The organism is Collinsella sp. An268 (assembly GCF_002159765.1).
Lineage (GTDB): Bacteria > Actinomycetota > Coriobacteriia > Coriobacteriales > Coriobacteriaceae > Coprousia.
Window position 1 is genome coordinate 62,878 of sequence record NZ_NFJH01000009.1, and the last position, 14,803, is coordinate 77,680.

The following is a 14,803-nucleotide window of genomic DNA, read 5'->3' on the forward strand; positions in this document are numbered from 1 at the left end:
CGGTGCCGAGCCCGTTCGCCAGCGCCGCATGCGCTACATTCCCGCGCTCGACGGCATCCGGACGCTCGCCGTCATCGCCGTGGTGCTCTACCATCTCAATCTGCCGTGGGCGCAGGGCGGCCTTCTGGGCGTCACGATGTTCTTCGTGCTGTCCGGTTATCTCATCACGCGCCTGCTTTTGGCGGAATACGACCAGGCGCACCGCATCGACCTCAAGGATTTCTGGCTTCGCCGCGTGCGGCGCCTGGTGCCTGCCGTCGTGACCGTTGTGGTGGTGACGGCGCTGCTCTGCACGCTGTTCAACCACGTCATGCTTACCAAGATGCGGCCTGACATCGTGCCTTCGCTCCTCTTCTTCAACAACTGGTGGCAGATCTTCAACAACGTCTCGTACTTCAACGCGCTGGGCGACCCCTCGCCGCTCACCCACTTCTGGTCGCTCGCCATCGAGGAGCAGTTTTACCTCGTATGGCCGCCGCTGTTGTTCGCGATGCTTCGCGTCGGCGCGCGCCGTCAGATGGTGCGCCGCGTCGTGCTGGGGCTCGCCGTCGTCTCCGCCGCCGCCATGATGGTGCTGTATAACCCGGCACTCGACCCAAGCCGCGTCTACTACGGAACCGATACGCGGGCGTTTGCGCTTCTTTTGGGCGCATGGCTCGCGTTTGTCCCCGAGCGCTCGATGGGCCCGGCCCATCTGCTGCGCCTGGTGCGCCGGCAGTCCGCTCCGGCGGGTGGGGACCCGGTCTGGCAGGCCGACGCGATGGGTGCGGTGGGGCTCGTCGGCCTTGCGCTCGTCACGGTCTTCACCAACGGCTACACCTCCTTCCAGTACCAGGGAGGCATGCTGCTCACCACGCTTCTGACCATGATGGTCATCGCGGCGGCGGTGCAGGAGGGCGGCCTCGTTGCCCGGGTGCTGTCGCTGCCGCCGCTGGTATGGCTCGGCCAGCGCTCGTACAGTATCTATCTGTGGCACTATCCGCTCCTGCTCCTCATGAACCCCGTCGCCAACATCAACGAGACGCCGTGGTGGATGACCCTCATCCAGCTTGCCGTGGTGGTGGCCGCGGCCGAGCTTTCCTATCGTTTGGTGGAGACGCCGTTCAGAAAGGGCGCCCTGGGGGCGTTTGTACGTCGCGTGCGCGCCGAGGGGGTGCGGCCGGCAGGCATCGTGCGGGCGTATCCGGTGCGCAGCGCGGTGGTCGGCCTTGTGTTTGCCGTGGCGCTCGGCGGGCTGGCGCTCGTGCCTCCCACCTCGGCGCTCTCCGCCGAGGGTGCGGCGCTGCTCGCCGACGGCGAGGCCTCGGTCGCCGATGATGCGGGTGCCGGTAACGAGGCTGCGGGCGAGGCGTCCGCAGGCGATGCCGACGGCGCCGCCTCGGGCGAGGGCGCGGCGCAAGCGGCCCCCGAAGGCGATGCGAGCGGCTTTCCCGCAGGGTCCTACGACGTCCTCATGATCGGTGACTCGGTGTCGCTTCGCGCGGTCTCGGCCTTTGACGCCGCCTTCCCCCACGGCCACATCGATGCCGCCAAGAGCCGGCAGTTCACAGCCGGTGCGGAGGCGTACGCAAGCTACGTGCAGCAAAATCTTGCGGGCAAGATCGCCGTGTTTGCCCTCGGCACCAACGGACTCGTGACCGACGAGGCCATCGACAGCCTCATGGCAACCGTCGGAGAGGACCGCATCGCCGTATTTGTAAACACGCGGAGCCCCCAGCCGTGGGTGCAGGCAACCAACGATGCCCTCGCACGCGCTCCGCAGCGCTACGCCAACGCGCGCGTCATCGACTGGTTCGGCTATTCCGCGGGCCGCAACGACCTCTTCGACGGCGACGGCACGCATCTCTCGGCGTCGGGCGCGCAGGAATACGTCAATCTCATATACGAGAACGTCAAGGCGGACCTGCCCCTGCATCCCGAGGACCACGCCAACGACCCGGCTGTGGTGGCCGTGCACAACGCCCTGAACCAGTCGGCGGCGGCGCTCGCGCCGAAGGCCCATGCGCTCGGTGCGGGCGACCGGTAGCGCGGCGCACCGTCGCCATAGCGCAAGCGCCTCCTGCGCGCCAGGCGCACCGGCGGGGCAACATAACCGTAACATCTGCAACAGAGTGGTAACACGCGCGCCCTGTGCGTTGACTCCATCAAACTAAAGCGGCATACTGACCAACGTCCTAACGAGACGTGCCGGAAATGCTTCGGCACCAACCGGTAAGAGGGTCATCTCACATGAACGTACGCCACCTATCCATTGCTATCGAGATTATCGCCTAGCGCGGGCAGGTGCCACACCGTCCCGCGCGCGTTCGCGGGGCGGCTCGATACGGGGTCGTCGAACATATCGGCGGCCCCGTTTTTGTTTATGCCGAGGTCTGATCCAGAAGGGGGATTGTCAGAATGAACGGTTTGGTAGTGGTTGCGGTAGCGGCGGTGGTGCTGGCCGTCGGCTACGTGCTGTACGGTCGCTGGCTGGCGCGCACGTGGGGCGTGGACGCCGAGGCGCTCACGCCGGCGCGCCGCATGGAGGACGGGAAGAACTTCTCGCCCGCCTCATGCTTCACGGCGTTCTCGCATCAGTTCAGCTCCATCTGCGGTGCCGGCCCCGTGACGGGCACGATCGCCGCTATGATGTTCGGCTGGCTGCCGGTGTTGCTCTGGGTGCTCGTGGGAGGCATCTTCTTCGGCGCCGTGCACGACTTCGGTGCTCTGTACGCGAGCGTTAAGAACAACGGCAAGTCGCTCGCCCAGCTTATCGAGAAGTACATCGGTCGAACGGGGCGCAAGCTGTTCCTGCTGTTCAGCTGGCTGTTCACCATTATCGTCATCGCTGCCTTTGTCGATATGGTCGCCGGCACGTTCATGACGGTGACGGACGCCTCGGGCGCGGTCGACACCGCCGCCTCCTATTACGGCGGCACCGCGGGCACCATCTCGATCCTCTTCACCTTTGTGGCCATCGCCTTCGGCTGGGTGTGCCGCCGCTTCAACTTGGACGGTTGGCGCGAGCTTCTGGTGGGCGTGGTGCTCTTTGTTGCCATGTTCGCCATTGGCATGCAGTTCCCCGTCTATCTCGACAAGATGGGCTGGTTCGCCGTTATCACCGTGTATCTGCTCTTTGCGGCGGCCATGCCCATTCAGGTTCTCAAGCAGCCGCGCGACTACCTCACCAGCATCATGATGCTCGTTATGATCGGTTGCGCCGTGGTGGGCATCTTCGTGCTCGCCCTTGGTGGCGAGGCCGAGATGACCGCGCCCATGGTTGCCGACTTCGGTGCGCTCGCTGAGGGCGGCAGCTTTGTCTTCCCGCTGCTTTTCGTGTCCGTTGCCTGCGGTGCCCTCTCCGGCTTCCACAGCCTCGTGTCTACCAACACCTCCTCCAAGCAGGTGCGCGATGAGCGCGACATGGTCGTCGTTGGTTACGGCGCCATGGTGCTCGAGTCCTTCGTGGGCGTGCTCGCCATCGTATTTGCCGCTATCATGTTCACGACCATGAACACCTCGGGTGCGGGCGGCGCGCTCGTGGGCACGCCGTTCCAGATCTTCAGTCAGGGCGTTGCCCGCGGTATGACGGCGTTTGGGGTGGACGGCACGCTCGCCACGGTCTTCATGACCATGTGCGTCTCCGCGCTGGCACTTACCTCGGTGGATGCCGTCGCCCGCATCGGCCGCCTCTCCTTCCAGGAGTTCTTCGCGCAGGGTAACGACGCCCTCGAGGACGAGCAGGCCGAGCTCACGGGCCTTCCCAAGGTCCTCTCCAACACCTGGGTTGCCACCGTGCTGACCCTGGCTCTGGGTCTTGCGCTCGCATTTGGCGGCTATACCAACATCTGGCCGCTGTTCGGTGCATCCAACCAGCTGCTCGGCGGCATGACGATGATCATGCTCGCGGTGTTCTGCAAGTGCACCGGCCGCAAGGGCTTCATGCTCTACGTGCCCGTGGTGTTCCTGCTGTGCTCCACGTTCACGTCGCTTGTGCAGTCTACGCTCGGGTGCATCACGGCGCTCCAGACGAGCGGCATGGCGGTTGTCGCCACATCCGGCCTGCAGCTCGTGTTTGCAATCCTGCTCATGGTGCTCGGCGTTATCGTGGCCTACAACTGCCTGAAGGAGTTCTTCACCAAGGAGGCTGGCTCGCTGCCCGACGAGGAGCCGGAGTGGACGGAGCTCGGTCGTGCCCGCTGCGCCCATGCCGACACGTCGGATACCGCCGCCGACGCCGCGCACGCTCAGGCATAAGGTTTGCACAAGCTGACTAACGTTGCATGACACGCGAAGATGCGCGCAGCGCACAGCGCAGGGGCCCGGCCGCACCATCGGCTGGGCCCCTGCGCTCGGGATTCTGCAAGAGGCTGTAGGCCCCCGGGGAGGGGGTTAATCATTCTAGTGTCTAGTTGGGACGGGGTGCGCGAAGTAGCCCGAAGAGATGCCAAGGCTCTCACCTGCGATGTTGTTCATCCATCGAGGCGGAGCTACATTCAAAACCGCTCTGGAACTAGGCACTAGAATTAATAACCCCCTGTGAAGCGAGCGACGAGCGGCCGTTCCGGGAGTTTTTTAGCTTTGGTTGCATATCATGTGCCCCTGTCGCCCCCTCAGGCTACAGGGCCCGAAAAAAAGAAAGCAGCTCAGGGCTTTTGCTCTGAGCTGCATGCGTTTGTGGCTGGGGCAGAGGGATTCGAACCCCCGTAACCGGCACCAAAAACCGGGGTCCTGCCGCTGGACGATGCCCCACTGTGCGTTGCTGCGCGTCGCCTTGCGCGTGGCCGGCGATGCGCGGTCCAACCAGTGTACCTAATCGCTCAGCGCATCGCAAACGCCGTCGAGCAGCTGGATGGCGAGCGCCTGCGCGTCACTTGTGGTAAAGGAGCCGATGCGCGTCATGCCGGTGAGCTCGATGCGAATGCGCGCCGGAGCCTTCTCCGCGGCGGCGTACGCCGTGCGCAGCCGGCGCGAAAGGTTGGTGCACGAGGCGAGGTCGATGGTGGCGCGGGGCTGCGCATCCTCGGGGAGCTCGGTGCTCGCGATCTCGAGCACGAGATCGACATCGTCGGGCACGACGTCGTCGCACAGGGTGAAGCCGCTGCTTTCCGTCGTCGCCGAGGCGATGTTCCACATACGCGAGGCAACGTTGCGCGAGATGGGGTCCTCGCCGATGACGGCGATCCGGCAGCGCTCGAGAACGCTCGCGGCACGGGCGAAGCCGGTGCGCACCTCGGATTCGCTCACCGAGGGCTTGCCGCCCCACACATGATGCAAGCGCTTGATATAGCTGAAGGTGTCCTGGAAGGCCATGCCGTCGGCAAAGAGCCCGACGTTTTCCTGAAACTGCTGGAGCGCCGCCTCGGTGTGCGGGCCAAAGTAGCCATCCGCCTCGCCGCAGGAAAAGCCGAGGGCGTTGAGGGCGTCCTGCAGCGTCTGCACGTCGGCGCCGTGGAAGTTGGGCAGGCGCAGGTAGAGGGTGCGGTCGCCCAAGCGGTAGGAAGCGTCGACGAGCTGGCTCCAACAGGTAAGGTCGACGGAGCCATCCGCCGCGAGCCCCTGCTGGGCGCGGAAATCACGGACGGCGGACTCGGTGGACGGTCCAAACTCGCGCGCGCCGGTCTCGGCATCGTCGATGGCGAACCCGAGCGCGGCGAGACGCGTCTGCACGTCCTCGACGGCAGGTCCCTGCATGCCTGGGGTGATCGGTTCCATATGGCCTCTTAACTCAGTGGCGCCCGCGCGGGGTGGGCCGTGCGGGCAAAACGAATCCAGTTTACGTTAGTCTAGCAATTACGCGCGCATCCCGGTTGGGAGACCGCGCGCGCGGCCTCTCGTTCAAGAAAGATTCCATGTCGGCGTGCCCGGTCCTCTGCAGATGCGATTGCGTGCCGGGGCGGCGCGACGATTTGCGCCCCTCTAGGAAGATTGTCGACATTTGGCTGGCACAATGGATGGGGACGAGAGGAGAGCCGATGATGGTGCCGCATCAGACAGACGCGCCGCGCAGGCGGCTGCTCATCGTGGACGATGAGCCGGATATCGTGAGCATGCTCGACGCGTACTTTACCGGAGAGGGGTACGACACGGTGTGCGCGGGTTCCGCGGCGGAGGTGCTCGCTTTGGTAAACGAGGCCGCGGCGCACGCGGCAAAGGCCGCCGGACAGACGACGCTCGCGACGGGCGCGGGACAGCCGGCTTTGGCGCCGACGGCTTCGCTGCCGCGGGCAGGGGGTATCGACCTCGTCCTGCTCGACGTCAACCTGCCGGGCATGGACGGATTCGAGCTCTGCCGCCGCATCCGCGAGCACCTGGCGTGCCCGATCATCTTTCTCACCGCGCGCGTGGAGGACGCCGACCAGCTCGACGGCTTCGCCGCGGGCGGTGATGACTACGTGCTCAAGCCGTTCTCGCTCGCCGTGCTCGGCGGTAGGGTCCGGGCGCATCTGGCGCGCGAGGCGCGCCGTCCTCCCCAGGCGGAGAGCGTGCGCATCTTCTCCGAGGTCACCGTTGACTTTGGACGGCGCGCGGTGACGGTGCGGCCTGCGGGGTCCGCGGCGCCGGTTTCCCTCGAGCTGACGCGCACGGAGTTCGACATCGTGGCGCTTCTGGCCAAAAACCCGGGGCGCGTGTACGACCGTCTCCAAATCTACGAGCAGGTTTGGGATTGGAATGCCGGGGGCGACCCGGGTATCGTGCGGGAGCACGTGCGGCGCATCCGCCGCAAGTTTGCCGAGGCGGGCGGGTCGGTCGACCCCATCGGCACGGTATGGGGCGTGGGATATCAGTGGGTGGCATCATGACGCCCCGCACGAAGCGCACGCTCCGCGCGCGCCTGGGCGCCTGGTGGCGCGGGCTTCCCCTCATGCGCGCCTTTGCCTGCTACACCGTTATCTGCATCCTAGCGGCGGGCGTGGTATCGCTGGTGGCGATCGAGGTGCTCATGACCGCGTACGATCACCTCGACTACGAGCGCAACGCCGAGCGCCTCGTGGTCGATAGCGGCCCCTACGTGTACGACGCGACGACCGACGAGCTCGTGCCGGCCGTGTCCATCGATTTGGCGAGCGGCTTTGGGGACCGCATCCTGTTCTTGGGACTCCGTGGCGGGACGGGCCGTGCAAGCGTCGAGGTGAGCGGCAGGGGCCCGGGGGTCTATCTCGCCGACACGGGCCAGAAGGTGGTCTACGCCACGCTCGATATGCTGCGGGACGACGCGACGCTCAGCATCATGGACTGGGGCGCCAACTACGTTGAGGAGGATTATGCCGAGGCGGGCGGCAATCCGTACGACCCCTCGCCGCTCGCGGTGGGCGATCTTGCGTCCTACGATGCCCGCGAGCGGGCCGAGCGCGCCCAGGTGACCGACGAGCTCGGGGATACCATCGGGCGGCTGGACGCAGCGGACGACGACGTGCTCGTGTCAAACGTGGCGTACTACGTCGCGCAGTCGGCGGAGAGTGCCGAGTCGCTCCTCATGTTGGGGCTCCGCTTGGCGGCGGGATTCTCGCCCTTCGTGGTGCTGGGCGTCTTTGCGGTGATCGCGTTCCGGCGGTTCTACCGCATGCGCCTCGCCGAGCCGCTGGGGGCCCTCCACGCCGCGGCAGACCGCATCGCCGTGCAGGATCTCGATTTCACGGTGGACGAGGTCCGCGGTCGGGAGTTCGGCCGTCTGGCGGAAGCGTTCGAGCGCATGCGCGGCTCCCTCGTGCGGGCTCAGAGCGAACTTTGGGAGACGGCAGAGGCACGGCGGCGGCTCAACGCGGCGTTCGCGCACGATCTGCGCACGCCGGTCACCGTGCTCAAGGGAACGCTCGAGATGGCGCGCGCCCTCGATGCGCCCGCGGAGGAGCCCGGCCAGGCGCCTGACGGCGCGCGTGTGGTGCCCGACACGGTGCTCGATACGCTGACGGCGCAGGTGAGCCGGCTTGAGGCGTATGCGCAGGCGATGACCGGGGTGACCAAGCTCGAGGACCGCCCCGTGAGGCCGGAGCCCATCGCCTTTGCGGAGCTCGGGGACGAGCTCGTGCAGACGGCGCGCCCCATGGTAGAGCGCGCGGGGCTCAGGCTCGATGTGCACACTGTCGATGAGCGTGACAGCGGCGCGCCGCGTGCCGGCGTGCGAGGGGGAGCGGGTCCGACCGCGGGCGTCGCGGCATCTGGCGAGGCGCCCCTCATGGTCGATGTGGCGCTTGCGGACGAGGTGCTCGGCAACATGGTGAGCAACGCGAGCCGCTATGCCGAGCACGTGGTAGCGCTTGAGCTGCGGGCGTATACCCGGGACGGCGGCGCATGGCTCAGCATGACAGTTGCCGACGACGGGCCGGGCTTCTCATCAGAGGCGCTGCACCATGGGTGCGATGCGTTCTTTGGCGAGGCGAAGTCTGCCGAGCACTTCGGGCTGGGCCTTGCCATCGCCTCGACCTTGATCAGGCTGCACGGCGGCTCCGTCGAGCTCGCCAACGGGCCCTCGGGGGGAGCGCGGGTGACGGCAACCGTGGATGTGGGGGCGTGCGACGCGGACGCGCCGGAGCCCCTTCCTCCACGGGGGTTAGCAAAACCTTAACAGTCCCTTATACAGTAGATAACAGGCTCTTCTCTACACTCAAGACATACGTCTGCGATCCCGGTGCCACGGGCGCCGTCGGCGGGGCGAGGTGCTGCGGGCGCCGCATCGTCTCCCGGGCAGCGCGAGGAGAGGAGACCTGCCGGATGGTAGGAGAGATAGCGATGGATAAGACTCCCGCAACGGGCGCGGCGCTGCAGGTGCCCCTCGCCACGGCTGAGGCGCATCTGCCGGCGGACGGTGGCCCTACGGTGCAGACGGCGGATGCCGCTCGGTCCACTCGGCGCTTATCACGCGGCACGCGGCGCGCGCTCGTTATCGCCGTGGCCGTGCTCGTGCTTGCGGCAATAGGTGTCGCCTGCTGGGAGTACCTGCCGGGCGTGTACGCGTGGCTTACCGATGCCGAGGCCGTGCGCGCGTATGTGGCCGACCACGCCGTGCTCAGCCGCCTCGCTATGGTGGGCATCAACGCGCTGCAGGTGCTTTTGGCATTCCTCCCCGGCGAGCCGGTGGAGCTCGCGAGCGGTTACGCCTTCGGTTTTTTGGAGGGCACGCTGCTGTGTCTCGTGGCGAGCGCGGTTGCGTCGACGGCCATCTTTGCGGCGGTGCGCGCGTGGGGCTGGCGCGTGGTGGGGCTCTTCTTCGATCGGAGCCATCTCGAGCGCTTCGGATGGCTCAACAACGTGCGCAAGCTCGAGCTCGTGATGCTCATCGTGTTTCTCATCCCCGGCACGCCCAAAGACTTCCTCACGTATTTCGCGGGACTCACCCGCATGCGCTATCTGCCGGTTCTCGCGATCACCACGTTGGGGCGCATCCCCTCGATCGTAACGTCCACGATGGCGGCGTCGGCGTTTGGCGACGGCAACTACGCAGCTGCTATCGCGGCGGTGGTGGTGGCCGGCGTGCTCATCGTGGCGGGCGGCGTTGCCTATAAGCGGCTCGAGGCGCACGAGCTCGTATAAACCATGGCGTACGCGCCCGAACATCACCGCTGGTAACACACGGGGCAATCGAATCGGCGCTCTTATAATCGGAGTAGGTTGAGCGTGCTGAGCACTATGCTACTGTAGCCGCTCCACAAAGAAGTCTGCCATATCCATAAAGAGCGAGCGCCCCGCGTTGTCGAGCTCAACGCTCGCGAGCGTCTTTTTGGCGCGCGCCACTAGGGCAAGTGCCCGCTCGTGCGCCGCCGCGAGCGCCCCGGTCTCCTCGAAAATCGCCACGGCGCGATCGAGAACCGCCTCATCGCTTGACCCGGCGCGTAAGATAGCCTCCAGCTCTTTGCGCACCGCAGGCGCGGCGTGCTCCAGGGCGTAGACCGCGACGAGCGTACGCTTGCCCTCGGTGATGTCGGAGCGGTAGTCTTTGTCGCCCGCGTCGCCCACAAGGTTCAGCAGGTCGTCTTGAATCTGAAAGGCAAGGCCCGTGTCGAGGCCGAACGAGCGCAGCGCTTCCACCTGCTCGTCGCTCCCGCCGCCGATGATCGCGCCCACGGCGAGCGGGACCGCGCCCGAGTAGTGCGCCGTCTTGAGCGTCGCCATGGCAAGGTAGTCGTCAACCGTAAGATCGAACCGGCCGTCGCGAACCCAGCCAAGGTCGAGTGCCTGCCCCTCGATGGTACGCTGCGTCATGGTGGTAAGCTCGCCAAGTACGCGGAGCTTCACATGCTCGGCTAGGCCCGCGTCGCGAAGTACGACATCGGTGACGAGGATGAGCCCGTAATCGCCGGCGTTTATGGCGAGCCCCTCGCCGATTACCCGGTGCAGGCACGGTTTCCCGCGGCGGAGCTCCCCGTGGTCGGCGATGTCGTCGTGGATGAGGGCGGCACTCTGGAAGTGCTCGATTGCCGCCGCCGCGCTCCGCGCCCGTGCGGGGTCGCCGCCCACCGCACGGCACGCCGCGAGGCAGATGAGCGGGCGGTGCCGTTTGCCGCCGTTTGCCGTAAAGGCCCGAAGCGGCCCGTAAAGGTAGTCGTCGAGGTCGGCGCGGTCGGTCTTGTCCTCAAAAAACGAACCGAGGTACGCATCGAGGTCGCCGTGGTGCGCGGCTAGATAGGCGGCGAAGGCGTTGGGCATGGGGCGCTCTTTTCTGGAATGAGGAAGAGGTGCTTTCTGGGGAGGGGCTTTCGGAACGGGGCGGGCTAAACAGGACGGGCGCATCTGGCAGATACGTGCAAGCCAGATGCGCCCGTTTTTGAGGCAAGTGAGGTTACTGCGCTGTGGCGTAGCCGTCGGGGTTTTTGGACTGCCAGTTCCACGAATCGCGGCACATGTCGTCGATATCGAACTTGGCCTCCCAGCCCATCATCTCGCGGGCCTTGGTGCAGTCGGCGTAGTTGGCCGTCACGTCGCCGGCGCGGCGATCCTCGATGACATAGGGGATCTCGTGCCCGCAGGCGGCGGAGAACGCGCGGATGATCTCGAGCACCGAGGTGCCCGTGCCGGTGCCGAGGTTGAAGATCTCGACGCCCGTCTTGCCGTTCATCCATGCGAGCGCCGCCACATGCCCCGTCGCGAGGTCGCAGACGTGGATGTAGTCGCGCACGCCGGTGCCGTCGGGCGTGTCGTAGTCGCCGCCAAAGACGTGCACGGTGTCGCGCTTGCCGATGGCGGTCTGCGCCACGTAGGGCACGAGGTTGTTGGGGATGCCCTTGGGGTCCTCACCGATGAGGCCCGAAGGATGCGCGCCGATGGGGTTGAAGTAGCGGAGCAGCACGACGTTCCACTCCGGATCCGCTGTGTGGAAATCGGTCAGGATCTGCTCGATCATCCACTTGGTCCAGCCGTAGGGGTTGGTCGCGGGCTTCTTGGGGCTCTCCTCGGTCAGCGGCAGCGCGTCGGGGTCGCCGTAGACAGTGGCCGAGCTGGAGAAGATGATGGACTTGCAGCCGTGCTGGCGCATGACATCGCAGAGCACGAGCGTGTTCTCGATATTGTTGTGGTAGTACTCGAGCGGCTTCTGCACGCTCTCGCCCACCGCTTTGAAGCCGGCAAAGTGGATGACGCGGTCGATCCTGTGTGCGCTGAAGATGCGCTCGAGTGCATCGCGGTCGAGGACGTTGGCCTCGTAGAACGTGAGGTTCTGCGCCGCCTCGGGACCGACGATCGTCTTGATGCGGTCCACCGCGACGGGGCTCGAGTTGGAAAGGTCGTCGACAATTACCACCTGGTAGCCGCGCTCAAGAAGCTCGACCACGGTGTGCGAGCCGATAAAGCCGGCACCACCCGTTACGAGGACGCAGGTTTCGTCGGCAGAAAGCGTGCGAGACATGGCGGATCTCCTTCCGATGAGGGTCCCCCAGAGTATAGCGCAGCGACCCTTGGGGCGGCGGGCGGATGGCCGGTGCGGGCGCACGCATCGCATCGCATACGGTCTATGTAAATCAGACGGACGGGCGCATATTGCGTTATCCTTGATACTACGTTCGGCGACATATACACACACTACTAACGGAGCAGGTATGTCACAGCGCACAAACACCAACCACGAACGGATGGACGAGTCCGCGCTCACCAACGCCTTTTTGAGCATCGCGTACCAAGACCAGCTCTCGCGCCGGAGCGTCCTCAAGGGGCTCATGGGCCTTGCCGGGGCGGCTGTGCTGTTTGGCCTGCCGCGTGCGGCGGGCGCCGCGGAGGCCACGCAGGAGACGCTTGATGCGCTGGCAGACGCCCAGGCTGAGTACGATGCCGTGCAGGCGCAGCTCAACGAGATCGCCTCGCAGTTCCAGGCGCTCTCCGTCGAGCAGGAGCAGACGCTCTCGCAGATCGAGGACGTCCAGCTGCAGATTGACGACACGCAGGCGCAGATCGATAAGAAGCAGGAGGAGCTCGCGGACAAGCAGGGGCAGCTTGCCACCCGCGTGACGGCGAGCTACAAGGACGGCGGCAACAACGCCCTCGCCCTGCTCTTCTCGTCCGAGTCGTTTGACCAGCTGCTCTCCAACATCTACTACATCGATAAGGTGAACGCTGCCGACCGCGCGTCCATCGAGGAGATCAACCAGATCCAGGCGGAGCTCGAGCAGCAGAAGGGCGAGCTCGAGACGCAGAAGGCCGATCTGGAGGAGCTCCGCGAGCAGCAGACGCAGCAGCTCTCCGAGATGCAGGCGAAGCAGAACGAGGTCCAAGAGGTCTTGAACGGCCTTTCGGGCGAGGTGCAGGAGCTCATTGCCCAGCGCGACGCCGAGATTGTGGCGGCTGCCGAGGCCGAGGCTCGCGCTGCCGAGGAGGCGCGCCGCCAACAGCAGCAGCAGGGCGGCAGCTCCTCTGGCGGCGGTGGCGGCTATATCCCGGAGGCCGGTAGCGGCCAGGATTACAATGCGGCGACGGCGGCGCAGAAGCGCGTGGTCAATGCCTGCTATGCCACGCCCTCGCCCGGTGCCAACTACTGCGCCATGTGGGTGTCGCAGGTGTTCTCTCGTGCCGGGTATTCCTACATGGGCGGCAACGCCAACGATATGTACGCGCGTTACTGCACGTACTCCAGCAAAGCGCAGCTGCAGGTGGGCATGATCGTGGCCGTCTCGACCTACAGCAAGAACCTTGCGGGTCAGATCTGGGGTCACGTGGGCATCTACATCGGCGACAACCGCGTCATGGAGAACATCGGCTACATCAACACCAACAACCTCGACAGCTGGTGCAACTACTACGGTGACACCGTGACCCCGCGCTGGGGCTGGGCCATGGGCATCAACCTCGCGGCGTAAGCACTCGGCGTGCGGCGACCGGCGGCCTTGCCGCACGTTGCGGGCCCGCTGCAGCGCCGCAGGCGCGCGTGGTCAAAAACGTTACCTTTGCGTGCCATCAAGAACTGACGAAATCGTAAGGGCGTCCCCATAACGGACGCCCTTTCTTGTATCGAGCTAACGTTTTGGCGGGGCGGCTCGGTTTTTCGCTAGCGTTGCCATAGCAATCAACATCCAAGGGGAGGAAGTTATCCACGAGCGCGTACTCGCCCTGATCGCGCGCGAGACCGTGGCGCGCGGCTCGCTCAACATCAGCAAGGCTGACTTCGCCCGGAGCCTCGACTGCAGCACCCGCTCGCTCGACCGCTCCGTTACGCGCTTGCGCCGCGAAGGGCTGGTATCCACCGAGCCCGTGTACGGCGCGAGCGGCGCGCAGCTGGGCAACACGTATCGCGCCACGCGCAAGGGCAAAGAGGTCGCCGAGCGCTTTCTTGCGGCAGAGGACGCGTCAGCAGCGGAATCGTCGCAGGGCTAGGCGCTTCCCCAAAGGTCCGTGATGCGTCGCCGAAACGCCTCCGCAGCGGGGGAGAGCGCCTGGTAGCGCTTCCACGCGATCGTGATGCTGGCCGTCACGGGTGGCTCGAGCGGGCGGAAGGTGAGGCCCGTGGCGAGCGTGGTCTCGACGATGCCCTCGAGACTCACCACGTAGCCCACGCCGGCGCGGGCGAGTGCGGCCGCGTTGTAGAGCAGATTGTAGGTGGCGACGATGTCGAGCTCGCCAGCGTCGCGATGAAACCACGGGCCCAGCTCGCTATTGCCCTGGGCGGAGAGGATGAGCGGCATGTCGACCAGGTCCTCCACGCGCAGGACCTCGCGGGCGCAGAGCGGGTCGTCCCGCCGCATAAAGACGCCCCAACGGTCGCAGGCGGGCAGGGCGAGTGTCTCGTAGCGAGCAAGGTCGACCTGGCCGATAAAGAGGCCAAAGTCGATGAGGCCCTTCTCGAGGCGCTCGCGCACGTCCTCGGCGTTGCCGCTGTGCAGGGCAAAGCGCACTAAGGGATAGGTGCTCTGCATTTCGGCGATCACGCGGGCGACGAGGTCCATCGCGGGCGTCTCGCCGCTGCCGATGCGCACCTCGCCCGCGATGGTCTCTGCGGAGACGCGCAGCTCGGCTTCGGTCCTGCCCACCAAATCGACGATCTCCTCGGCGCGCCGGCGCAGGCGCATGCCCTCCTCGGTGAGCTCGATGTGGCGGCTACCGCGGTTGAAGAGCTTGACGTCGAGCTCGCGCTCCAGGTCCTGCATCTGGCGCGACAGCGAGGGTTGCGAGAGGTGCAGCGCCTGCGCCGCGCCCGAGATGGTGCCCTCGCGCGCGATGGTGAGAAAGTATTGCAGGTGGCGGAGCTCCATTGGTTTTCCCTCCAACATCTGAGCGCGGCCGTTGCCTAGGGCGTTACGAATAGAACCTCATCAACTATACCTGTTGCGCATGGCGGGTGGGCTGTATCAATCTGCTTGCACCCTGGCCGAACCTGCGACGGCGAAGGGATGTCCTCCCGGGCGGG

11 protein-coding genes and 1 tRNA gene are annotated in these 14,803 nt (G+C 65.9%); 7 read left to right on the plus strand and 5 right to left on the minus strand.

The window, feature by feature from the left end:
• Positions 1-28: 28 nt before the first annotated feature.
• Both B5F70_RS07930 and B5F70_RS07935 read left to right on the plus strand, forming a co-directional pair.
• On the plus strand, positions 29-2,026 hold the full coding sequence (locus tag B5F70_RS07930; protein WP_241145946.1) for an acyltransferase family protein: 1,998 nt from the start codon (positions 29-31) through the stop codon (positions 2,024-2,026).
• 371 nt (positions 2,027-2,397) lie between these two features.
• Positions 2,398-4,236 (plus strand): carbon starvation CstA family protein, encoded by a 1,839-nt coding sequence (locus B5F70_RS07935; protein ID WP_087205039.1) that lies wholly within the window; start codon positions 2,398-2,400, stop codon positions 4,234-4,236.
• Between the two features lie 421 nt (positions 4,237-4,657).
• On the opposite strand, the gene B5F70_RS07940 is transcribed toward B5F70_RS07935, so the two are convergent.
• Both B5F70_RS07940 and B5F70_RS07945 read right to left on the minus strand, forming a co-directional pair.
• Positions 4,658-4,731: transfer RNA gene (locus B5F70_RS07940), tRNA-Gln, on the minus strand.
• Positions 4,732-4,791: 60 nt separating this feature from the next.
• On the minus strand, positions 4,792-5,694 hold the full coding sequence (locus B5F70_RS07945; protein ID WP_204556911.1) for a peptidoglycan-binding protein: 903 nt from the start codon (positions 5,692-5,694) through the stop codon (positions 4,792-4,794).
• Between the two features lie 260 nt (positions 5,695-5,954).
• Here B5F70_RS07945 and B5F70_RS07950 point away from each other — a divergent pair, with 260 nt between their 5' ends.
• The 3 genes from B5F70_RS07950 to B5F70_RS07960 all read left to right on the plus strand — a co-directional run bounded on the left by B5F70_RS07950 (position 5,955) and on the right by B5F70_RS07960 (position 9,510).
• The gene (locus B5F70_RS07950) at positions 5,955-6,782 is read left to right on the plus strand and encodes a response regulator transcription factor (protein ID WP_241145947.1); all 828 of its coding nucleotides are present in this window, start codon (positions 5,955-5,957) and stop codon (positions 6,780-6,782) included.
• Positions 6,779-8,545 (plus strand): HAMP domain-containing sensor histidine kinase, encoded by a 1,767-nt coding sequence (locus B5F70_RS07955; protein ID WP_158094968.1) that lies wholly within the window; start codon positions 6,779-6,781, stop codon positions 8,543-8,545. The genes B5F70_RS07950 and B5F70_RS07955 overlap by 4 nt, the downstream gene beginning before the upstream one ends.
• 164 nt (positions 8,546-8,709) lie before the next feature.
• Positions 8,710-9,510, plus strand: a complete 801-nt coding sequence (locus tag B5F70_RS07960; protein ID WP_087205041.1) for a VTT domain-containing protein — start codon at positions 8,710-8,712, stop codon at positions 9,508-9,510.
• A 99-nt stretch (positions 9,511-9,609) separates the two neighbouring features.
• On the opposite strand, the gene B5F70_RS07965 is transcribed toward B5F70_RS07960, so the two are convergent.
• Both B5F70_RS07965 and galE read right to left on the minus strand, forming a co-directional pair.
• A complete protein-coding gene (locus B5F70_RS07965) occupies positions 9,610-10,623 on the minus strand; it encodes a polyprenyl synthetase family protein (protein WP_087205042.1) in 1,014 nt (337 codons plus the stop codon).
• 133 nt (positions 10,624-10,756) lie between these two features.
• Positions 10,757-11,818, minus strand: a complete 1,062-nt coding sequence (galE, locus tag B5F70_RS07970; protein ID WP_087205043.1) for a UDP-glucose 4-epimerase GalE — start codon at positions 11,816-11,818, stop codon at positions 10,757-10,759.
• A gap of 190 nt (positions 11,819-12,008) precedes the next feature.
• Here galE and B5F70_RS07975 point away from each other — a divergent pair, with 190 nt between their 5' ends.
• Positions 12,009-13,259, plus strand: a complete 1,251-nt coding sequence (locus tag B5F70_RS07975) for a hypothetical protein (RefSeq protein ID WP_241145948.1) — start codon at positions 12,009-12,011, stop codon at positions 13,257-13,259.
• 268 nt (positions 13,260-13,527) lie between these two features.
• Positions 13,528-13,773 (plus strand): hypothetical protein, encoded by a 246-nt coding sequence (locus B5F70_RS07980; protein ID WP_087205044.1) that lies wholly within the window; start codon positions 13,528-13,530, stop codon positions 13,771-13,773.
• Here B5F70_RS07980 and B5F70_RS07985 read toward each other — a convergent pair.
• The gene (locus B5F70_RS07985; protein ID WP_087205045.1) at positions 13,770-14,648 is read right to left on the minus strand and encodes a LysR family transcriptional regulator; all 879 of its coding nucleotides are present in this window, start codon (positions 14,646-14,648) and stop codon (positions 13,770-13,772) included. The two genes, B5F70_RS07980 and B5F70_RS07985, sit on opposite strands and share 4 nt — an antisense overlap.
• Between the last annotated feature and the right edge of the window lie 155 nt (positions 14,649-14,803).